Source organism: Paenibacillus sp. MER 180 (assembly GCF_023713665.1).
Lineage (GTDB): Bacteria > Bacillota > Bacilli > Paenibacillales > Paenibacillaceae > Paenibacillus_B > Paenibacillus_B suaedae.
Genome location: NZ_JAMAVT010000006.1, coordinates 336,432 through 357,441 on the forward strand (window position 1 = coordinate 336,432; position 21,010 = coordinate 357,441).

Consider the following 21,010-nt stretch of genomic DNA (forward strand, 5'->3'; position numbering starts at 1 on the left):
GTGGAATGAAAAAGTATCATTTTAGTCTGAAATCCATTTATTACTTACCAAGATGGATATGCCAGCATTTAAATGCTAGCTATGCATAAATTTCATTTGTTCTAGGAGGATTTGATGAGAAAACTCAAGAAGTCACTTCAGGTTTTATCTCTTACGGTGGTAACAGCGGTTGTTGTAGCTGGCTCGCCATCTTGGGCACTAGCCCAAACTTCAGAGCCAGTCATCACACTAACAGAGCCAGTCACCACACCAACAGAGCCAGTCACCACACCAACAGAGCCAGTCATCACACCATCAGAGCCAGTCATTACACCATCGGAGCCAGTCATCACGCCAACGGAGCCAGTCATCACGCCAACGGAGCCAGCCATCAAACCATCAGAGGAAGCCATTACAGAGCTAAATAATCTTGTTGTTCAGCGAAATTTTGAAGTAAAAGCGCTTGGAGATATATGGGCGGAAGGCGACCGAGAACGTAGATTCATAAATGCTCGAAAAATATATCAGCCAACAGGTTTATATGCAAAACCCAATGAACAAATTAAGATTGAAGTTTCAGGTGACAAACCAATTACAGCGGTTATTGGGATCCATCGTCATGATAAAGAATGGGCGCTTTTTTATCCATTACAACCAGGCATAAACACAATTACCTCACCAAATGGCGGTTTGTTGTCTTTTGATAACAGCAACAATGAAGGTAGTATTAATGTAAATGTAGTGAGCGGGGGGAGTCCTGTTCCATTCTTTGTATTAGGCAAGAATACAAATGCGGATTGGCAGGCAATGATGAATGCATATCCTAATGCACCTTCTGTTGTTCTTCAATCTGAAAGAGCTCTCTTTGTCTTCTATTATGCTACTGCTAGAGATCATATCTTGAATCAAGACCCAACTACTCTTTTACAGACTTATGATAAGTTTATTACAGCACAGGATCAAATATCTGGACTATCTAGTTCTGATCCTGATCCTAGGCATCGGTTAGATAGGCATTTGATTGGCTTTATTGAATCAGAAAATACCATACCAGGAGCGTATGCATATGCAAATTGGGATGGGGCAATTATGCCTAAAGATACTGGAGCAAGTGCCGATGCTTTAGACCTTACAAGAACGGGGTGGGGTCAGTATCATGAGGCAGGTCATCTGAGACAACAAGCACCTTGGAATTGGGATGGGATGACTGAGGTGAATGTAAATATATATTCTATAGCCGCTAAGAAGGCTCTTAAACCTACTGAGCCTGCAAGATCCCAAGGCGAGTACTTAGCTGCTTTCACGTTTGTAGATCAGCCAACCAAGAATTTTGCAGACTCTAATTCAAAATTAGAAATGCTGTGGCAGCTTAATCTTGCATTTGGGGATAACTTCTATCCAGCGTTACATCGATTATATCGTGAGTTAGCGCAAGCAGATCTGCCAACTACAGATGATCAGAAAAAACAGGCATTTATTCTCAACACTTCAAAAGTAGCTCAATATGACTTGACGCCTTTCTTTGATAAATGGGGTTTACCTGCAACAAATGAAACAAAAAACAAGATTAATGCATTGGGTTTACCTCTTCTAACCGCACCAATTTGGTTTGGGTCAGATTATAACATCATTAAACCGACAGATGGAATGGATAAGGTAAAAGGTATTGGAGGTATCATTGCCGCAACAGCAAATAGCGAAGAGACTTCACAGGGTAATGCCGCAGCATATGCATTTGATGGAGATACAAAAACTATTTGGCACAGTGCATGGAATAACCCAAATCAGTTTCCTTACCATATTACAGCAAAGTATTTAAATCCTACAACATTCACCAAGCTAACCTATCTACCACGACAAAGTGAAGAAAATGGAATTATTACAAAATATAGAATCCTAACTAGTCTTGATGGAGTATCCTTCAATGAGGTTGCCACAGGCACTTGGGCAAAGGACAAAACAGAAAAGACAGCCACTTTCACACCTACTCTTGCCAAATATGTTCGACTTGAAGTACCTCAAGGTGGTGGCACAAATGGTTTTGCATCTGCAAGTGAGATTAAACTCTTTGAAGCACCACAACCTGTTACAACGTATCTCAGCGATATGAATTGGTTTTCTGCCACAGCAGGTTGGGGAACAGTCCAAAAAGATCGTAGTGTTGATGGAAATACACTCAAGTTAAATGACAAGACCTATACAAAAGGTTTGGGCACACATGCTAACAGTGAAATTGTCTACAAACTGAATGGGCAGTACACATCCTTTGCCGCGCTAGTTGGAGTAGATAGTGAGGTAGGTACTGTAGGTACTGTGGAGTTCAAAGTTGTTGTAGACAATCAAGTTGTATTCACTAGTGGCGTAATGAATAAAAATACAGCGGCAAAAGAGGTAAACGTTAATCTATCTGGAAAGAATGAGCTAAAACTCATTGTCACAGATGGTGGAGATGGTATAAATAGTGACCATGCCGATTGGGTAAATGCTCGTCTTATCAAATAGTATTGTTGTGTTGCTTTACTAGTAAGTGTCTAATAGCCCTCACCTTGTTATCGAGGTGTGGGCTATTTTGCTTTTAATCGGCCTTAATACCGTCAGTTTAGCACTTTATTTTCTCTGGACAACTAATATAGTGTTTTTATTGTTTAATCGTGACAAGTTCTTGTCCCGATTGCCAAAAAACGTTGTTCATGCTCCGTTCATATTGCATTCATTGTGAGGACATCTTGGTTGGCTAGACTTGCAGTGGTGGATCGCAGGGACATTGTACAGATAACAAGAGGAGCTGAAGAGTTTGGCACAACCAGCAGGAACGGAAGTAAGGAATAGTACAAGAACAAAGAGTGTACTACGTATTTTGCTTAAAGTAATCGTCGCAGTAGTTATAGCGATCCTGCTTTTTGTTGCCATCGTGTATACCGTTAATAAAATAAGCAGTCATTCGGAGCAAAAAAGAATGCAACCTTATGGTCAGCATGTGTCTGTAGATGGGAAACAGATGAATGTTTTCATTCAAGGTCAAGGCGAAGAAACCGTTGTGATTCTATCCGGTTTTGGAACAGCGGCACCTGCACTTGATTTTAAACCACTCATAGTAGAGTTATCTCCATATTATAAAGTCGTCGTGATTGAACCTTTTGGTTATGGATTGAGCGAACAGTCCGAGAAGGAGCGCAGTACAGCCAATATCGTAAGTGAAATTCATGAAGCATTACAAAGTCTCCATATAAATCGTTATATTCTCATGGGCCATTCAATTTCGGGGATCTACAGTCTGGATTATGTGAACCAATATCCTAACGAAGTGAGAGCGTTTATCGGGCTGGATAGCAGTGTTCCCTCGCTGAGTGAACAGAAGATTGATTCGTCTGTGACAGAACCGATTAAATGGTTCCGCGACTTGGGCTTCGCCCGTATACAATTGAAACTGGGTGCTGACCCTTATGATGGACTGCCTTATGATGAACAAACGAAAGAACAATTGAACATTTTGATACGGAAAAACATGTATAATACAACTCAATTAAATGAGGCAGAGAGCATGTATTCCAACTTTAAAGCAGCAGAACAGCAATCTTTCCCTCCCGATTTACCTGTTCTTTTCTTTGTCCAAGCGAATCATCCTGTGACGGATCGATGGATCCCCGAACATGAGAAGCAAATAAAGGATTCTATACATGGAGAAATGGTGTTATTGGAAGCGAACCATTATTTATATCGTTCCCATCCAAAAGAAATCTCTGAAAAAATTAGGGGGTTTACGGGCGGAATAAAATAATTATTAACATTTTTTAGTTGATGATGTCGTGAGAAAGAAAATATTTGAACAAGGAAGAAGATCTGCCTGCCTACACCCTGTCCTTTTTTTGGGGATAAGCGTAGATAAAGCATATAGCCTCTTATATAATGAAACTATCTTCAAAAATGAAGGGACTGAACTATGCGCAGATGTCAATATTTTCAACCTAACTATTAAATATAATGGAGGTAAAAGTATTGATTACAGAGTTACACACAGAACGTTTACATTTGAGAAAAATGAAGATAGCGGACTCGTCTAGTTTGTTTAAAATTTGGTCAGATCCAGACGTTACTAAATTTATGAATATTTCTTCTTTTACTAATGAAAATCAAGCACAGGAAATGATTAATCTCTTTGATGATCTTTCTCAAGATCGTAAGGCTATTCGTTTCTCCATCATTAAAAAAGAGTCCAATGAGATTATAGGTTCTTGTGGTTATAATGCCTTAGATTTTGAAAATAGCAGCGCAGAAATTGGATATGACATTGCTAAATCATTTTGGGAAAGAGGATACGCTACAGAAGCTATCTCTTCTTTGATCGAACATGGATTTTCATCTTTAAAGCTGAATCGAATCGAAGCAAGGGTTGACCCCAGAAACGTGAATTCTATGAAGCTATTACAAAAGCTCAACTTTACGTTTGAAGGAACACTCAGACAATATGAAAGAGTAGATGGAAAGTTTAACGATCTCAATATTTATTCAAAATTAATATCTGATTGATTTGATTCTCTGCCTATTTTGGATTGAAAGTAGTATCTGAAGTGGGGGGGTATCGAAGATAATAAAAGAGAGATAGGGAATGGATATGCCCCTACCTCTCTTTTATTTAATCAAGTTTTTATTCTTTTAGCATGGATCGAGCACAGTCCAAACATCGTTCGGATCATTTTTCAGATCTGGATATTCATTTTGCGTCCACCATTTGGCTTGATACTTCACTCCATTATAAGAAACAATGTCACCTTGAACATAAGTGGAGGAAGCGTTCCATGGAGCAGGGCAGGGGTCAACTTGTACTTGAACGGTCACCGAGTTACTTGCCGCAGACAAATTACTAAAGCCATCCCGAGCCTTGACAGTAAACGTATATGAACCACTAGTTAATCCACTGATCGTAGCAGAGTTGCTAGTTGATCTTGCTTTAGCAAAAGGATCGTTATTTACGTAAATGTCATAGCCGATCAATCCAACATTGTCCGTAGAAGCTGTCCAATTCAAGCTAGCTGTGCCAGAGGTAGTATTAACAATTAGATTGGTTGGTGCTAGTGGTGCTTCTGTATCGGTAGGTACAGCACCTGGCGTAGGTAAATTCGTTATAATTTGTTGCAAATTAGGTAGGGTACCGATTCTGTCATTTGCTAAATCGGAAGTCGGGGTATTAAACGGTAACCATCTCAGTATTCTACGAACTTCATCTGGCGAATACGGCACGCCGAATTTGGCTTTCGCGATCCCTTGCAGTTGTAGAATCGAACCTACAATGACAGGTGAAGCGGAAGATGTTCCATTGAAGTAGTCGGTATAACCAGTTGTCGAAGCAGTGCTTGTTGAACTTAAAGTTGCAACGTTCTCACCAATACCGTAAGCGTCGATTCGATTGCCATGGCTGCTGAAGCCGAGTTTGTAGTGAGGTGCAGTTGATGATCCCGCTCCAACTAGTATTGCTCCAGAATCTTTGAAATCTGGGAGATCCCGATTGAAGATGTATTTATTATCCCAATGCTTGTACTGATCGAGATCAACACCACCATTGGCTCCCGCTTCTACAACGACAATCCCTAGGCTTGTTGCATATTGGATTGCATCAAACTCTGCCGACTGTGTTTCGATAGGTAACCAAGGGCCGCCGTTATAACCGATCTGTATTTCGAGCAGAATAACGTCACCCGGAGATAATACTTGTGTGGCCGCTAAAATTGCTTCTGCTGTACCACCTGTACGAACTAAAGAGGATACAATCGGCGTAGCTTTGTTAGCTAGCCCGATATTGCCAATAGCATTGTCAACCGCGGATACAACCCCGAGTACAGCCGTACCGTGACTAGCATCTCCATCATTAGTGCCGCCGGGCAAAAGCTGAATGTTGTGAGCGGCTAAATCTTCATGATTTAGTGCCCAATTCCACTCGATATCGGCCCACTTGGTGCCTTTGCCATCGCCACCTTCAAATTGCCAAGCATAGGGAGCGTTAGTACCTAGAGGATCTGCTTGCGCATAACTTTGCAAGGAGAAGCGCGGATCATCACTTGGAAGGACTGGTGTTGTGTTCGGAAGAGGCGCATTGGCCAATTCTGGTTTTTTACTTACGTATGCTTCCTCAACTAGCGGGAAGCTTCGCAACGTTTGCAATAACTGTTCGACGTCAGCACCAGCGGGGATTTTGGAATAATAATAGCGATCAAACACGGATGCAAAAGGATTAGCAGCTAAGCTTTTGTTAGCTGACGGTAAGAATTCCTCTGAGATTAGCGGGTCAAACGATAATTCTGGTATAGCTGAGAGGGGGGATACTTCTTGTTGCAATTGAAGTTTTCCTTCCTCACTTGGAAGGAAGGATTGTTCTTTAAGTTTGACAACAATTTTTTCTTCGAATACTGAAGTTGCAGTGTTGGAGAATGATTTGCTCGTTGGAAAGGACTGTCCACTCTCTGAAGCGTAAGCTCCATTTGACCAAGTACCTAATGAAAAAAGCAAGGCTGAGGCTAGAGCGACGGACAACGTTTTCCTAAATCGGGAATAGGTGTGTATAATCGTAATCTCTCCTTTCCATTCTCTTGAATTCTTTTGTTGCTAGCTAAATAACTAGGCTAACAATTGTCAGTATAAGATAAGGTAAAAACTGGTTCAATCCCGAGGTAAGCGTAATCAACGACAGCAATATACAGATATCACTTTATAACTTCTATTTACTCTATTTCACATAGGTTCAGTAGGAGATGATGTCGAATAATTCCTTTTAGGACACCAAAATTTCGGTTGGATACAAAGTTATATCAAATGTTGAGCACGATTGGAGTAATAGATGACGGCAAAGGATTCAATGTTGAAGAATGTTCACAAAAATGTTTAGGTTTATCTATTGTAAATAGCTATGTAGAGGATAAACTAAAAGAAAGCATACAATTGGAATCTACAGCGTAGAACAACAGTTTCATCACGTTTAAAATGTAATAGAGGACTACAAAGGCGTAGTCTTACTAAAGCAAAGAGGCTTAAGGTTATAACATTCCTACGGAATCGGTATAACTTTAGGCCTCTTTGTGTTTATTCTCTGGCTGTAATGGTTGCTATGCTCATTCCAAGTAAAATGGTTCCAAAAAAACTGCACCTAGAAATTAGAGGAGGATACCTATGAGTATCGATAAAAAGATGATTGAAGAGATGGTTCGTAATATCATCATGGAAAAAATAGCGGCTGATGCGATTGAACAGAACGTTCATAGAGGTCCTGGAGGGATTACTTCTGTTAAAGTGCCAAATATGAAAGTAACGGAAGAGGATCGTCTCGATACAGGCAACCCGAATGATATCGTCTATTGTAAGGATCTTTTCTCGCTACAGGAAAGTCCAAGACTTGGCTGCGGTATCATGGAGATGAAAGAAACCACCTTTGACTGGACACTTAACTATGATGAAGTTGATTATGTGATAGAGGGACATCTGGATGTTATCATTGATGGTACAAAGGTGTCAGCTGGTCCAGGAGAAGTGATCCTGATTCCAAATGGAAGTAAGATTCAATTTTCTGTGCCAGAATATGCACGATTTATCTATGTAACATATCCGGCTAACTGGGCAGAACAAGCGTAACGTTCTAATTTCTTTTTGCCAGGGTAAAGCGGTTTATTTCGGAGATAACAATCACCAGGAACGAGGCTACCGACATGTAACGGCAGCCTCATTTTCTCTGATCTCTGAATTGGAACGGGTTAGGGGTCGTACCAAACCGTGAATATCGTATCCATTAGTTCTTGCAGGAAACGAGCATTTTTCCTAAACAGTTCTCCTCATTTAACGGGACATATGAAAGGGTTATTTTCCATCTTGGTTCACTTCGTACTCGTTATGTAATCGCCACCACGTGTATGGAGGTGTTTGCGGCCACCCTTTAGGAGAATCCTCCCATTCCTCTTGACGACCATAAGGCGTAAGATCGAGGAGATTGAAATCGGCTCTTATCCTGTCCACACCGCGTGCAGTCGTATAGTAGGTTCGAAACACACTATCGTCATTACGGAGGAAGATGCTCAAACCAAATCCCTTGCCTGCACCGCAATCGAAATTGAAATTGTCGCCGTTTGAGGAATACCAAGGGATAGTCCAGCCCATGTGCTTTCGAAATGATTCGATCTGAGTAAAGGGTGCTGGCGAAACGAGTATGAAGGAAGTATCACGGGCGTGCAGATGAGATAGGTGGCCAATGTTGTCAACAAAGGATGAGCAGCCGCGGCAGCGATGATCGGAGCCTGGAGACATCATGAAATGATAAATGATGAGTTGGCGCCGTCCTTCGAAAAGATCAAGCAGGCTTGCAGTGCCGTTCGATCCTTCGAACACGTAATCTTTTTCAATTCTCACCATCGGCAGTCTTCTACGTTCCGCAGCAAGTGCATCTAACGCGCGGGTGAGCTCCTTTTCTCTGACGAGCAGTTTTTGACGGGCAATCTGCCACTCTTCTTCTGAAACGATCCGAGGCATTGAAGAAATGCTCATATAATCCATTCCTCCCTACATGAGTTGGAAATTTTAAACATGCTGTAATGACCTCAGTATACGATTATTACTTTCATGATGCAAGTGATATTGCTTTCGTTATGCAAGTATGATAAGTTGGTCATATGAAACGTTTGGATACGAAATCACACTGCCCGATTAATTTTTCTTTAGAGGCTTTTGGCGATCACTGGTCGTTGCTGATTATCCGAGACATCTTGTATTTCGGAAAGAACACATACGGGGAGTTTATTGAGTCTGAAGAGAGAATCTCGTCAAATATACTGGCTAGCCGCCTTGCTCATTTGGAGTTGAAAGGCATTCTCATAAAAAAACCCCACGCTACTGATAAACGCAAAGAGGTTTATATTCTTTCGGACAAAGGCCTGGATTTAATACCAATTTTGCTTGATTTAGCCGATTGGGGCGCCCAGTACGACCCTGTGACTGATGCGCCACAGGAATGGATTTCCGCGGTGAAAGCCGATCGAGAATCGATGATCAGACTTATTCGCGATACCGTTCGCAACGGCGGTTCCATTTTCTCTGGCCCTAATAGTGTTGTTAGTAAGTATCACTTAAAGGAAAACGATTGTGAAATGGAAGAGGAAAAATAGGACAATCTGCAACGCTAAGTGATTAGTTGCATAGGCGAGATGCGACGACTCGATAGCCGTTTCCACCAACAATCATGGCTTGAAGACAGCGCCATCCAGTGCTAAATGGCTGAACATTGGCGGCGATCCTTATGCGGCCCTGTTAGAGATTAAGATTAGAGTGACGAGGAGCTTCGGCTGTTCGTGGCGTTACATAAGAGATCGTGAACATACGAACAAAGACGCTCTCACATAAAGAGCGTCTTTTTTATGAGTTTATTCCGAACAAATGTTCGTTTTTGGAGCAATTAAATTAAAAATGGGTTCCATCGATTTCCATATTATGAGTATAACTTATTAAAAATTATAAGTCTATATTTAATTTCCCAAGTACTTTATCATTGGTTTACCTGGCCGGGGAAAACGGTGAATATTCGTAGACCTATACGGATGTTTGCGTTAGAGAAGAGGGAGAACATTTGAAATTACATGTTTGGGATGTGAATTTGAAAATTCGCCTAATCGGCGAGGGACTGTTCAATTTATTGTTTTGGATGTACTTCCCTTTTATTACGGTCTACTTTAGCGAAGCGTTAGGTAAACAGACAGCAGGGATGTTAATGTCGATCCCGCCCCTCATTAGCATACTTGGCAGCATGGTTGGAGGGAGTTTAGCGGATCTTATTTCCGATAAGGCTCGACGGCAGGTGTTCGCCACATTTACGACAGCTCATAATATTGGTGCTGTATTAGGACCCGCATTGGGGGCATTTTTTTTCTTTCAATACCGAAGTGAACTGCTATGGACTTGTACAATCGTCATGCTGTTCTATACGGTTGCAATCTTTCTGAGAATTCGTGAAAGTATGCCGGGTACCAGCCAAAAGGTTTCATTACATGCAGTTTCAACTTCGATAAAAGAACAATGGAAAGGCTATGGAGTCATCTTTCAGGATAAAATATTTGTTCTATATATTTTGGCAGGCGTTTTCTCTATTATAACAATCATGCAATTGGATCTGTATTTAGCGATATATATCACCCAACATGTCCCGTCGCAATCCCTTCACACTTGGAAAGATGTCATTGATCTTCTCGTTGATGGGGCTCGTCGCGATCTCGGGCCTGATTCCTTCTAGCACCTTCAAGTTCATAAAAGCCCTATTATCAGGGAAGTCTTCATATTTGTCTTTGATTTAGGGAAAACATAGTGGTATGTTGGTACAAATGCCCTTATGGAATGGCTCGGCCTTTGGATGAGCTATTTCGAGGGGACAACTCATCGCCGTGGGGCTTCTAAGTACGCCCAGCTAGACATCACCGTTTCCCTGAAGGAGGACAACTGTATTGGATGCGCAGTTTCTAGATTTATTGGCCCAGAAATATGATACGGAAGAAAAAGTCGTAACAGAAATCATCAATCTTAAAGCGATCTCCAATCTCCCCAAGGGAACTGAACATTTTGTCAGTGACTTGCATGGGGAGTTCCAGGCTTTTCAGCATGTACTCAGAAACGGTTCTGGTACCGTAAAAGAGAAAATCAAAGAATTGTTCCAAGAGGTTTGGACGGATAAAGAAATCAATGATTTTGCGGCGTTAGTTTATTATCCGGAAGAAAAAATACAGCTTGTTAAAGGAGACCTGTGCAATCAACAAGCCTTGAACCGGTGGTATAGACAAACGATTGAACAAATGCTTAAGCTCATTTCTTATGCCTCCTCCAAATATACGCGCTCGAAATTGCGTAAAGCTCTGCCGGAGCAGTTCGTATATATTATAGAAGAGCTTCTATACAAGACGGATTCTACCAACAATAAGGATCCTTATTATGAGGAAATATACCGGCAGATTATCTCCTTGGGTCAGGCGGATAAGCTGATTATCGGCCTTGCTTATACGACCCAGCGCCTAGTGGTTGACCATCTTCATGTGGTCGGAGATATCTATGACCGCGGGCCGGACCCCGATAAAATTATGGATACGCTTATCAACCACCATTCTGTAGACATTCAATGGGGGAACCATGATGTCCTGTGGATAGGCGCCTATGCGGGTTCTCTGGTCTGCCTTGCGAATATTATCCGGATCTGCGCCAGATACGACAATTTGGACATCATCGAAGACGTATACGGAATCAATCTTCGCCCATTGCTGAACTTGGCGGAGAAATACTATGATGACAACCTAGCCTTCAGACCGAAGCTGCAGCAAGGCCATAACGTATCGGAGCAGGAAATCCTACAGATTACTAAAATCCATCAAGCCATTGCCATGATCCAGTTTAAGCTTGAAATCCCGATTATCAAGAGACGTCCTTACTTTCATATGTCTGAAAGGCTTTTGCTTGAGCAGATCGATTACGACAAAAATGAAATCAAGATCGGCGGAAAAACGTACCCGCTGGAAAACACCTGTTTCGCTACCGTAAATCCGCAGCAGCCTGAACAATTGCTGGAGGAAGAACAACAGGTGATGGAGAAGCTGCTGTTCTCCGTTCAGCATTCCGAAAAGCTGGCCAGACATATGAATTTCCTTATGAAGAAGGGCAGCCTTTATTTAAAATACAACGGGAATTTGTTGATCCACGGCTGCATTCCTTTGAATGAAGAAGGAAACATGGAAGAAATGCAGATTGAAGACAAGACCTATTCGGGTCGTCAGCTGATCGATGTTTTTGAATATTATTTGCGTTACGCCTTTGCGAATCCGGAAGAGACGGATGATCTGGCTACGGATATGGTATGGTACATCTGGACAGGGAAATGTTCCTCGCTCTTTGGAAAGAGAGAAATGACCACCTTTGAGCGGTACTTTATCCAAGATAAAGATACCCATAAGGAGAGGAAGAACCCTTACTACCATTTGCGGGAAAATGAGGAGATCTGCCGGAAAATCCTGCAAGAGTTTGATTTGAATCCGGATCATGGACATATCATTAACGGGCATACTCCGGTTAAAGAAATTAGTGGAGAGAACCCTGTTAAAGCAAATGGGAAAATGGTCGTCATTGACGGCGGTTTTTCCAAAGCCTATCAATCCACAACGGGTATCGCCGGATATACCTTGTTGTATAATTCCTTTGGCATGCAGCTCGTCGCGCATAAGAAATTTAATTCAAAAGAAGATGTGTTATGTAACGGAACGGACGTATTGTCTGTAAAAAGACTGGTGGACAAAGAACTGGAACGGAAACTGGTGAGGGAAACCAATGTCGGGGAGAAGCTGCTGCAGAAAATCTCGAATTTGAAGAATCTCCTGGAATATCGCTACATGAAATGAAACAGCTGCTAAATGAAGCAACTGTTAAAGGTAAAAGAGCCGCCCGGGGGTTGGTCAGGACCCCATTTAGAGAACATAGAAAAAATACCTAAGAAGCAAGCTGTCGTCGGTACTCTACTGGCGGCAGCTTCTTTAGCTTTCTTTGTGATTGAGGCATTGTCGTAACAAATGCCTTTCCTCATCACGTTTCTTCTTGCATCTCTCTTTCTATTTTGCTATATTTGATATTAACAAAGTGATATTATTAAAATGTTACTAACTATAAATTGATGTTGAGGAACTCATTTCGAAGAGCTGCACGGCTAGAATAAATAACAATGGAGGTAAAGACGCTTGAATTTGTTGGATCGCGATGGACTTACGGAAAGTGAATTTTTCGAGCAGTACCGTGCCGGGGATTACGAACGGCCTTCGGTGGCGGCGGACGTGGTTATTTTCACAGTAACGAAAACGGAGGTGGACAGCTACCGCAAACTTCCGGAAAAAGAGCTGCGTATATTGCTCATTCGCCGCGGTGGTCATCCATTCTTGGGCAGTTGGGCGCTTCCAGGCGGATTCGTCCGGCCGAATGAGATGACGGAGCAGGCGGCGGTGAGGGAGCTGCGCGAGGAAACGGGTGTGGATGACGTATATTTGGAGCAGTTGTACACCTTCAGCGATGTTGGTAGGGATCCCCGCACATGGGTGATGAGCTGCAGCTACATGGCCTTAATTAACAGCGATCAGGTACAGCTGAAAGCAGGGGATGACGCTGTCGGCGCAGCCTGGTTCAAGGCAACCTATCGGCTCCTACGTGAGCGTAAAGAGTTTATTGAGGATGGGTTTGTGAAAACAATGGAATACGAGCTCAAGCTAAGCAGCGAAGAGGAAGAGCTTACGGCAGTTGTGGAATGGACGATGACGTCAAAGCCGGCCTCGTCGTCGACCTCTTACTCCATCGTATCAAATCACGGATTGGCTTTTGATCATGCGAAGATTATCGCCTGCGCTATTGAGCGACTGCGGGGAAAAGTGAATTATACCGGCATTGCGCTGCACTTGATGCCGCACCTCTTTACTTTGACGGAGCTGCAGCAGGTTTACGAGGTGATCTTGGACAAAGAATTATTGAAAGCCGCCTTCCGGCGTAAAGTGGCGCATCTTGTAGCGGAGACCGATCATTATACTGAAAATGCGGGACACCGTCCTTCCCGCTTGTTTCGAAGAAATTTGGAGGAATATCGATGATGATATACAATATCGAGCAGTTAAGAAAAGCATATATTGCAGGTAAAACGTTCAAGTTTGTCTTCTTCTGGGGCCATACACCGCCAAAAGACGGCGGGGTTGACAAAAGCTGTTTTAGCCAATGGTGGATGAGCCCTTTCGTGGTAGAGGGACACGAGTATTCCTGTGTCGAGCAGTTTATGATGTCCGAGAAAGCAAGACTTTTTGAAGATGGCGAAATGTTGGACGCGATTCTTAAAGCTAAGCATCCTAAGGAGATGAAAGCCTACGGGCGTGCAGTTAGAAACTTCGACAAGGATATTTGGGACAACGAATGCTATGGCATCGTTAAAAGAGGCAATTTGGCCAAATTTTCGCAGAATCCGAAGCTTGGCGAATATCTCAAGTCAACGAAAAACCGTATTCTCGTTGAAGCCAGCCCACGGGATCGCATTTGGGGAATCGGCATGGGACAGTCCAATCCGGATGTGGAGAATCCACTAATATGGCGTGGTAGGAACCTACTCGGATTTGTGCTGACCGAAGTGAGAGACGAATTACTACGAGATTAACATCTACCGGATTTGTTATTGATGAAAGAAGAGGGAATGAAATGAAACGAAAAGAAATTGCTGAGGAAACATTACGAATACAGCGGCAAGGCTTCTATGAATATAAGGGGCGGCGGGTAGAATTCGCCACTGCACAAAAGCAATCCGAGGCAAATAGCGAGCTGATTACACCGGAACAGGGAGAGACACTGGTACGGGGAAATGACGAGCTGCCTAAGTTGCCGCAAGAACCCGTTTATTCTGTCGCCAACAAGACCACAGTAAAGTCGATCTTGGATTTTGCGGAGCTAGGGAAAGGGCGCGTCGGCGTGTTAAACTTTGCTAGCGCAAAAAATCCCGGAGGTGGATTTTTAAACGGGGCGATGGCTCAGGAAGAAAGCCTGGCGGCCTCCAGCGGATTATATGAAACACAGCTGCGCAATGAACGTTATTATAAGGCTAATCGGGCCTGTAAATCGATGATGTATACGAATCACGCCATCTATTCCCCGGACGTAGTGTTTTTCCGTAACCAGCGGTTCGATCTTATAGAGCGGCCGGTGACAGCTTCAGTATTGACTCTGCCCGCCGTGAATTATGGGCAGGTTCTGCTTAAGGGAGAGGATCCCCGGAAAGCGGAATGTATGATGAAAGACCGGATGCGACTGGCCTTAGCCATATTCGCCCAAAAAGGCGATAAGAACCTCATTTTGGGTGCCTACGGCTGCGGTGTTTTCCGGAATGACCCGGTGAAGGTAGCAGGATGGTGGCGGGAGCTGCTGAAGGATGAAGGCTTAGGATACCTATTTTCGGAAATTCGTTTTGCAGTCTTGGACACTTCCAAAGAGGGCAAGTGCATTCATGCTTTTGAAAAGGAGTTCAATGGGAACAGAGGGTGAATCAAAATGAGCTTTATGGATGCTTTGGAGCAAATAATAGCTGAGCAGGAGCAAGAACGCGACCGGCTTCGAGTTAATCAAATCACCGTACGGGCTGACTATAAGAAAAAGAGTAAAAGCAATGTTTATCAAAAGGAAAAAGTTATTGAATATGGATTTGTAGAACGTGATTTGGATGATGAGAATTTATATGGCAGGTTTGAGCTCTATTTCGCCGATCGCGACACTCTTCTCCAGGATAATCGGTTTGGAGATGAAACTGCTTTTGGTGAGCTTACAGATGTACATGCAGTTGCAACGGCAATCTTCCCCTATTTAGCAGAGCATTATCCCCGTTTTTTGGAGGAAACACCCTTTGCTATCAGCTATAACCCTATTGCAGAAGCTTGGATTATCGAGGGAACTCTTCCTCCGGGATCTTTTGGCGGTGTCATTTATATTGCTCTTGCAAAAGAAAATGGGAGGATGCTCATGATGTATGCAACAAGATAAATTACAAATAAAATGAGCAGATTTCAGCGAGGTAATAGCACTCGTAAATCATATGAAAAACTCTATAGAGTCCTATCTTAGTGTCTGAACATGATTTGAATTTGAAAGGCTTAGATTAACCGCGCAAAATGCGGTTTTTTTGCTTTATGTCATCAACTTCATGTCATTTTCATTTGACAAGAACATAAGGAATTAGTTATATGCAATTTTGGCTTTCACAGAAAGAGATACGGCTTGTCGGATCCCTTCCGCAAGGCAATTACTTTAGGGGATATTTATGGATTGGAAACATTTGATACTTACAAGTGTGGCTATTATAATGAACAAGTTAGTATTCATTTTCAGGAGGTAATGTTATGTCCGAATGTAAACTATCTGTCGATTATGATCAATACGAGGATGGTGTCAAAATCGTAGATTTAATAGAGGAGCTTGCAGGCAAGGATGAGAGCTTGCAGCTTGAAAGTCTCATAATCGGTGACTGGGGCGGCGCCTATGAGGATGATTCCAGTGTAGTTGTCGAAGCTCTTGTTCGGTTAAAAGACCGCTTTCCGCAGCTGCGGAGCTTATTTATTGGCGATATGTCCTCTGAAGAATGCGAGGTTTCTTGGATTAATCAATCTAACCTAGGGCCGATTCTATCTGCTTATCCTGAGCTTCGATCACTCACCATTAAAGGGAGCACAGGTCTTAGTCTTATTCCGGCTCACCACGACAAACTAGAGGAGCTTACTATTATTTGCGGCGGGCTTGGAACAGACGTCATTACTAGCATAAGTGAAGGCAGTTTCAAAAATTTGAAGAAGCTGGAGCTTTATTTAGGGGTAGAGGAGTATGGATTTGACGGAAGTCTCGCGGATGTGCTCCAGTTGATTGAACCTGGAAAGTTCCCTCAGCTTTCCTATCTTGGGCTCAAAGACAGTGAAATTCAAGACGAAATCGCTATTGCAGTAGCCGATGCACCGATTCTTGATCAACTACATACGTTGGATCTTTCTATGGGGACGTTGACAGATAAGGGAGCGGAAGCTCTTATCAATAGTGAAAAGATATTGAAACTGAAGTCGCTTGATTTAAGCTATCATTACATGTCAGATGCAATGATGAATCGTTGGAAGCAGTCAGGCCTCAATGTAGATATCAGTGATCAACAGGATTCTGATGAAGACGAGGATTATCGCTATCCTTCATTGACGGAATAACGATGAAATCGATGATTATCATTGGCAATTCCGGCAATAGAAGAACAACCGGACTACAAGCAGCAAGAACTCGGCTGGGGTTGCCCCCAGCTCTTGTTTTGAATTATTTAGATGTGTTGCAGGGAAATGCATCCTTGAGTTCGGTTGCACAGAGCTTGGGGCAAACGTTGGATGAACCTCCATTGCTGCGGCTTGACGCGCCCGGGGAACATTTTGAAGTGGAACGTGAGCTTATTGCACTTGGCGCCCCTGATTCGGCCAACACCCATATAGACGAGCGATGGCTTAGATATAACAAGTGCGTTGTTCAGCCTATCTCGGTAAGGATGGCCAAAGGGTTGGAGGAAAATAAGGGAGAGCTGTATCATCCTTCCCAGTGGTTTCGTGGGTATTGCAAGCTGTTATCTCAACTGGACAGGGAGGCAGCACAGCTGTGGAATACGCCACGTTGGATGAATGCTCCCGAGGATATAGCCGCAATGTTCGATAAAAGGTATACTCACCAGATCTTATCATCGGCTGGATTACCGGTACCTAGAAGATTAGCTGCACCGGAAGACATACCGGATTACAATATACTTCGGGATGTTATGGCAAAAGAGCGCATATATCGTTTATTTATTAAGCTAGCAACGGGTTCCGGCGCATGTGGTGTGATCGCATATCAGGTAAACCCCATTACAGGTGCAGAATCGGCCGTGACTACGATAGGTGTGGAGAACTATCTACGTAGACCTCCTATATTTTATAACGTAAAAAAGCTGGTGAACTATAAAGAACGCCAAGTCATTCGCCAAATCATCAACTGGTTATTGGAACAAGGCGCTCATGTAGAGCAATGGATTCCGAAAGCGTCTTATCGGGATCGCACCTTTGATATCCGGCAACTTGTCGTAGAAGGTAAAGCGTGTCATAGTATTGCAAGGGTAAGCAGAACACCTATAACGAATCTGCATCTTGATAGTGATCGAATGAGCTTGGATGAAATCGGCTTGTCTGACAATCTTCAAGCTGCCGTACGACAATGCGCTGAACAAACGCTATCGGTATTTCCACGTTCTACTGTCGCAGGCATAGATGTGTTATTGAGCAGCGGTTCCTATAGACCTTATGTATTGGATGTTAATCCGTTCGGAGATTTACTGTACCATAGTCATTATGAAGGACATGATCCCTATGAATGGGAAATGAGAATGGCTACACTCTCTACGACTATCTAAAATGGAAGAGGATCACCACGATGTTTAACATGAATGAAATTGTAGGCAGTCACGATATTCTGATGATTACGCTGGATACACTGCGATATGACGCCGCTGTGTTGGAGGAAGCAAACTGTCCGAATTTGTGCGGGACCGGGCATTGGGAAAAGCGACATACACCAGGCAGCTTCACTTATGCTGCTCATCATGCTTTCTTTGGCGGATTTCTGCCAACTCCGGCTACGACAAATAAGGCAGAGCATGTACGATTGTTTCATTCGAAAAATACGGGATTAAAGACACATCCGTATACATGGCAATTTGATACAACGGATATCGTATCTGGATTGCAAGCTGTGGGCTACCGTACGATTTGTATAGGCGGAGTTATCTTCTTTACCAAAAAGGTTCCGCTAGCCAAAGTTCTTCCAAGCTACTTCCAAGAAAGCTATTGGCGGATGACCTTTGGGGTTACAAATCAACGCTCGACAGAGCATCAGGTGAACCATGCCATCAAGCTCCTGCATAATTCGAATCAGACGGAACGCCTGTTTCTATTTATGAACGTATCAGCGATTCATGGGCCCAATCATTATTTTGTACCAGGAGCAAAGAAAGACTCATTAGAGACACAGCGCGCAGCACTTCGATATGTTGACGGTGAGCTTGGTCGATTATTTCAGGCATTCAGAGAACGGGAACGACCTGTATTTTGCATGGCGTTCTCTGATCATGGAACCGCCTTCGGTGAAGATGGCTACAACGGCCATAGGCTAGCGCATGAGGTCGTGTGGAACGTGCCTTATCGCGAATTTATTTTGTAAGGTGAGAGGAGGAAACATGATGAGCCATACGGTCTACCCTAATTACACGGATATCATCCAGAATTCAGAGGCTCTGCGCAGTTGGAAGGAAAACCTCACATCAGAGCCTTACCGGTCTTATTTATATGCTTATCCACACAAAACCTCCTATCGAGAATTGGAGAGGAAGCTGCCGCTTTCCGAACTGTGGAGCCGAGAAAAGGCAGATTCACTCTTTTTATATATGCATATCCCGTTTTGTGGAGCACGCTGCGGATTTTGCAATTTATTCACGTTGCCTGACAAGAGAGCCGACGTACATACCAATTATGTGGATGCATTGGAGAGACAAGCTGCACAATGGGCTCCACTTATTCCGAATAAGCCGATTGCTAGATTTGCTATTGGAGGCGGTACGCCGACTTTACTCGAGCCTGACCAGCTGGATCGGTTGTTTCATATTGCTCAAAATGTGATGGGCATGAATCCAGCCCAAGCTTCCATCTCGGTAGAGACATCTCCCGAAACGATAACCACCGAACGCTTGAATATTTTAAAAAGCAGGCAGGTGGATCGGGTCAGTATGGGCATTCAAAGCTTCGTAGAATTTGAAGCGGACGCGATCTATCGTCCCCAAAAGCCGCAGGAAGTCGAAAGAGCTCTGAAGCAGCTCAAGTTATACCAATTTCCGATCCTAAATCTGGATTTGATTTATGGCCTTCCCGGTCAAACCCATGATTCATGGATTTATTCGCTGGATAAGGCGTTGTCTTATGACCCAGAGGAGTTATTTATTTATCCGCTATATACTCGCGAGCACACGATTGTAAAGCCAGAGCAGATAAGGCAGAGTGGCGAGGATCAGAGGGTAAGCTTCTATCGTGCAGCGCGGGATCGCTTGCTTGCACATGGATATACCCAGTACTCGATGCGCAGATTTGCCAAAGCAGATGCGATTTCGAAAAAATCATTGCTTCCGTATGGTTGTCAGGAGGAGGGCATGATTGGACTTGGCTGTGGCGCACGCTCTTACACAAGAACGGCCCATTACTCCTCGCGATACAGTGTAGGTCGTTCAGCTACATCAAGCATCATTGCCGACTACGTGGCTTCAGCCGACTACACCCATGCAGATTATGGCATTGTATTAAGCAAGGATGACCAGCAGCGACGCTTTATACTAAAAGCGCTGCTTCATACGGAAGGCTTGGCATTGAGCAGCTACGTGGAGCGGTTCGGAACGTCATCTCTCGTCGATTATCCCGAGTTGAATCTGCTTGTGCATACGGATCTTGCTGTTATCGAGCATGAGGTGCTTCGGCTGACGGATGAAGGGCTTATGTACTCCGATTCCATAGGAGATTGGTTCATTTCCCCGGATATTCGGGCACGTATGGAAAGCTGTGTACTGTTATGAAAGCGACGATTTATTTTCGCGGGAGCTTGAGCTCATGCAATTATGACTGTCCTTACTGTCCTTTTAGCAAGAACACGGATAGTCCAGAGACATTGGCGAAGGATCGGCTGCAAGTGCAGACCTTTGTCGATTGGGTAAGGAAGCAAGAAGGAAGCGGGCATCAGTTGTCCGTTTTTTTCAACCCATATGGTGAAGGGCTTACGCATAGTTGGTACAGGGAAGCGATGGTTAAGCTGTCCCACATGCAGCACGTTCATAAGGTCGCTATACAAACCAACTTATCCGCTAAGCTCGATTGGACGCGCGAGTTGAATCCGGTTTCGGCTGCATTCTGGGTAACGTACCATCCTGGGCAGACGAAGGAAGAACGATTTTTACAGCAATGCGGCAAGCTTTATGAACAAAAAATACCGTTCAGTGTAGGCTGTGTCGGTGTGAAGAGTGCGTTCAACTCCATTTCTTCCTTAAGGAAGGCACTGCCTGTTGATATTTATATGTGGGTGAACGCCTACAAAGATAAACCGGCATACTATTCTGCCGAGGATACAGCATTTTTGACCGATATGGATCCCTATTTTATCCTTAATGCCAGGGATTACGACAGTATGGACAAGCCGTGCCGTGCCGGAAAAAGTGTGTTTTATGTCCAAGGAGACGGGCGCGTAAAGCGTTGCTATAAGGATCGTCAAGTAATCGGAAATTTGTATAAAGATGGGCTTGATGGAATCTCTAAAGAACGCTCGTGTCGTATGAGGCAATGTGATTGTTATATAGGCTATATCCATATGGAGGAGCAGTCGTTCGATTCTATTTACGGAGAACGTGCACTCGAACGAATCGCAATATTAGCATAAAGGGGAACTA

18 protein-coding genes are annotated in these 21,010 nt (G+C 43.5%); 16 read left to right on the forward strand and 2 right to left on the reverse strand.

The window, feature by feature from the left end; all coding sequences use genetic code 11:
- The first annotated feature begins 114 nt into the window (after positions 1-114).
- From M3661_RS12895 to M3661_RS12905, 3 genes are all read left to right on the forward strand, one after another.
- Positions 115-2,481, forward strand: coding sequence for an NPCBM/NEW2 domain-containing protein (locus tag M3661_RS12895; RefSeq protein ID WP_251485565.1), 2,367 nt, complete (start codon positions 115-117; stop codon positions 2,479-2,481).
- A gap of 292 nt (positions 2,482-2,773) precedes the next feature.
- Positions 2,774-3,757 carry an alpha/beta fold hydrolase gene (locus M3661_RS12900; RefSeq protein ID WP_251485567.1) on the forward strand — a complete coding sequence of 328 codons (984 nt, stop codon included), beginning with the start codon at positions 2,774-2,776 and terminating at the stop codon, positions 3,755-3,757.
- Between the two features lie 218 nt (positions 3,758-3,975).
- Entirely contained in the window at positions 3,976-4,506 is a 531-nt protein-coding gene (locus M3661_RS12905) for a GNAT family N-acetyltransferase (protein WP_065293066.1), read from the forward strand.
- Positions 4,507-4,632: 126 nt separating this feature from the next.
- On the opposite strand, the gene M3661_RS12910 is transcribed toward M3661_RS12905, so the two are convergent.
- Positions 4,633-6,504, reverse strand: a complete 1,872-nt coding sequence (locus M3661_RS12910) for a S8 family serine peptidase (RefSeq protein ID WP_251485569.1) — start codon at positions 6,502-6,504, stop codon at positions 4,633-4,635.
- A 633-nt stretch (positions 6,505-7,137) separates the two neighbouring features.
- Here M3661_RS12910 and M3661_RS12915 point away from each other — a divergent pair.
- Positions 7,138-7,596, forward strand: a complete 459-nt coding sequence (locus tag M3661_RS12915) for a cupin domain-containing protein (RefSeq protein ID WP_065293064.1) — start codon at positions 7,138-7,140, stop codon at positions 7,594-7,596.
- Between the two features lie 222 nt (positions 7,597-7,818).
- Here M3661_RS12915 and M3661_RS12920 read toward each other — a convergent pair whose 3' ends face one another.
- Positions 7,819-8,499: a DUF899 domain-containing protein gene (locus M3661_RS12920; protein WP_065293063.1), complete on the reverse strand. Its 681-nt coding sequence runs from the start codon at positions 8,497-8,499 to the stop codon at positions 7,819-7,821.
- A gap of 125 nt (positions 8,500-8,624) precedes the next feature.
- Here M3661_RS12920 and M3661_RS12925 point away from each other — a divergent pair, with 125 nt between their 5' ends.
- The 12 genes from M3661_RS12925 to M3661_RS12980 all read left to right on the forward strand — a co-directional run bounded on the left by M3661_RS12925 (position 8,625) and on the right by M3661_RS12980 (position 21,000).
- On the forward strand, positions 8,625-9,116 hold the full coding sequence (locus M3661_RS12925; RefSeq protein ID WP_251485571.1) for a winged helix-turn-helix transcriptional regulator: 492 nt from the start codon (positions 8,625-8,627) through the stop codon (positions 9,114-9,116).
- 458 nt (positions 9,117-9,574) lie between these two features.
- Positions 9,575-10,234, forward strand: a complete 660-nt coding sequence (locus M3661_RS12930) for an MFS transporter (RefSeq protein WP_251485573.1) — start codon at positions 9,575-9,577, stop codon at positions 10,232-10,234.
- Positions 10,235-10,442: 208 nt separating this feature from the next.
- Entirely contained in the window at positions 10,443-12,374 is a 1,932-nt protein-coding gene (locus M3661_RS12935) for a fructose-bisphosphatase class III (protein WP_065293060.1), read from the forward strand.
- Between the two features lie 333 nt (positions 12,375-12,707).
- Positions 12,708-13,601 (forward strand): NrtR DNA-binding winged helix domain-containing protein, encoded by an 894-nt coding sequence (locus M3661_RS12940; protein ID WP_251485576.1) that lies wholly within the window; start codon positions 12,708-12,710, stop codon positions 13,599-13,601.
- Positions 13,601-14,152 carry a riboflavin biosynthesis intermediates N-glycosidase gene (locus M3661_RS12945; RefSeq protein WP_065293071.1) on the forward strand — a complete coding sequence of 184 codons (552 nt, stop codon included), beginning with the start codon at positions 13,601-13,603 and terminating at the stop codon, positions 14,150-14,152. The genes M3661_RS12940 and M3661_RS12945 overlap by 1 nt, the downstream gene beginning before the upstream one ends.
- 41 nt (positions 14,153-14,193) lie before the next feature.
- Positions 14,194-15,030, forward strand: a complete 837-nt coding sequence (locus tag M3661_RS12950; RefSeq protein WP_065293058.1) for a TIGR02452 family protein — start codon at positions 14,194-14,196, stop codon at positions 15,028-15,030.
- A gap of 6 nt (positions 15,031-15,036) precedes the next feature.
- A complete protein-coding gene (locus M3661_RS12955) occupies positions 15,037-15,522 on the forward strand; it encodes an NTF2 fold immunity protein (RefSeq protein ID WP_065293057.1) in 486 nt (161 codons plus the stop codon).
- Positions 15,523-15,878: 356 nt separating this feature from the next.
- Positions 15,879-16,724 (forward strand): STM4015 family protein, encoded by an 846-nt coding sequence (locus M3661_RS12960; RefSeq protein ID WP_065293056.1) that lies wholly within the window; start codon positions 15,879-15,881, stop codon positions 16,722-16,724.
- A gap of 2 nt (positions 16,725-16,726) precedes the next feature.
- Positions 16,727-17,944 carry an STM4014 family protein gene (locus tag M3661_RS12965; RefSeq protein WP_251485579.1) on the forward strand — a complete coding sequence of 406 codons (1,218 nt, stop codon included), beginning with the start codon at positions 16,727-16,729 and terminating at the stop codon, positions 17,942-17,944.
- Positions 17,945-17,964: 20 nt separating this feature from the next.
- On the forward strand, positions 17,965-18,750 hold the full coding sequence (locus M3661_RS12970) for an STM4013/SEN3800 family hydrolase (RefSeq protein WP_065293054.1): 786 nt from the start codon (positions 17,965-17,967) through the stop codon (positions 18,748-18,750).
- A gap of 19 nt (positions 18,751-18,769) precedes the next feature.
- Positions 18,770-20,146 (forward strand): STM4012 family radical SAM protein, encoded by a 1,377-nt coding sequence (locus M3661_RS12975; protein ID WP_251485681.1) that lies wholly within the window; start codon positions 18,770-18,772, stop codon positions 20,144-20,146.
- Positions 20,143-21,000: an STM4011 family radical SAM protein gene (locus M3661_RS12980; protein WP_251485582.1), complete on the forward strand. Its 858-nt coding sequence runs from the start codon at positions 20,143-20,145 to the stop codon at positions 20,998-21,000. Before M3661_RS12975 ends, M3661_RS12980 begins: the two co-directional genes overlap by 4 nt.
- The last annotated feature ends 10 nt before the right edge of the window (positions 21,001-21,010 follow it).

What these genes read in the sequence shown, in the direction of transcription:
- M3661_RS12895 (WP_251485565.1), top strand. Translation starts at nt 115, where the DNA reads ATGAGAAAACTCAAGAAGTCACTTCAGGTTTTATCTCTTACGGTGGTA.
- M3661_RS12915 (WP_065293064.1), top strand. Translation starts at nt 7,138, where the DNA reads ATGAGTATCGATAAAAAGATGATTGAAGAGATGGTTCGTAATATCATC.
- M3661_RS12920 (WP_065293063.1), bottom strand. Translation starts at nt 8,499, where the DNA reads ATGAGCATTTCTTCAATGCCTCGGATCGTTTCAGAAGAAGAGTGGCAG.
- M3661_RS12925 (WP_251485571.1), top strand. Translation starts at nt 8,625, where the DNA reads ATGAAACGTTTGGATACGAAATCACACTGCCCGATTAATTTTTCTTTA.
- M3661_RS12945 (WP_065293071.1), top strand. Translation starts at nt 13,601, where the DNA reads ATGATATACAATATCGAGCAGTTAAGAAAAGCATATATTGCAGGTAAA.
- M3661_RS12950 (WP_065293058.1), top strand. Translation starts at nt 14,194, where the DNA reads ATGAAACGAAAAGAAATTGCTGAGGAAACATTACGAATACAGCGGCAA.
- M3661_RS12955 (WP_065293057.1), top strand. Translation starts at nt 15,037, where the DNA reads ATGAGCTTTATGGATGCTTTGGAGCAAATAATAGCTGAGCAGGAGCAA.
- M3661_RS12960 (WP_065293056.1), top strand. Translation starts at nt 15,879, where the DNA reads ATGTCCGAATGTAAACTATCTGTCGATTATGATCAATACGAGGATGGT.
- M3661_RS12965 (WP_251485579.1), top strand. Translation starts at nt 16,727, where the DNA reads ATGAAATCGATGATTATCATTGGCAATTCCGGCAATAGAAGAACAACC.
- M3661_RS12970 (WP_065293054.1), top strand. Translation starts at nt 17,965, where the DNA reads ATGTTTAACATGAATGAAATTGTAGGCAGTCACGATATTCTGATGATT.
- M3661_RS12975 (WP_251485681.1), top strand. Translation starts at nt 18,770, where the DNA reads ATGAGCCATACGGTCTACCCTAATTACACGGATATCATCCAGAATTCA.
- M3661_RS12980 (WP_251485582.1), top strand. Translation starts at nt 20,143, where the DNA reads ATGAAAGCGACGATTTATTTTCGCGGGAGCTTGAGCTCATGCAATTAT.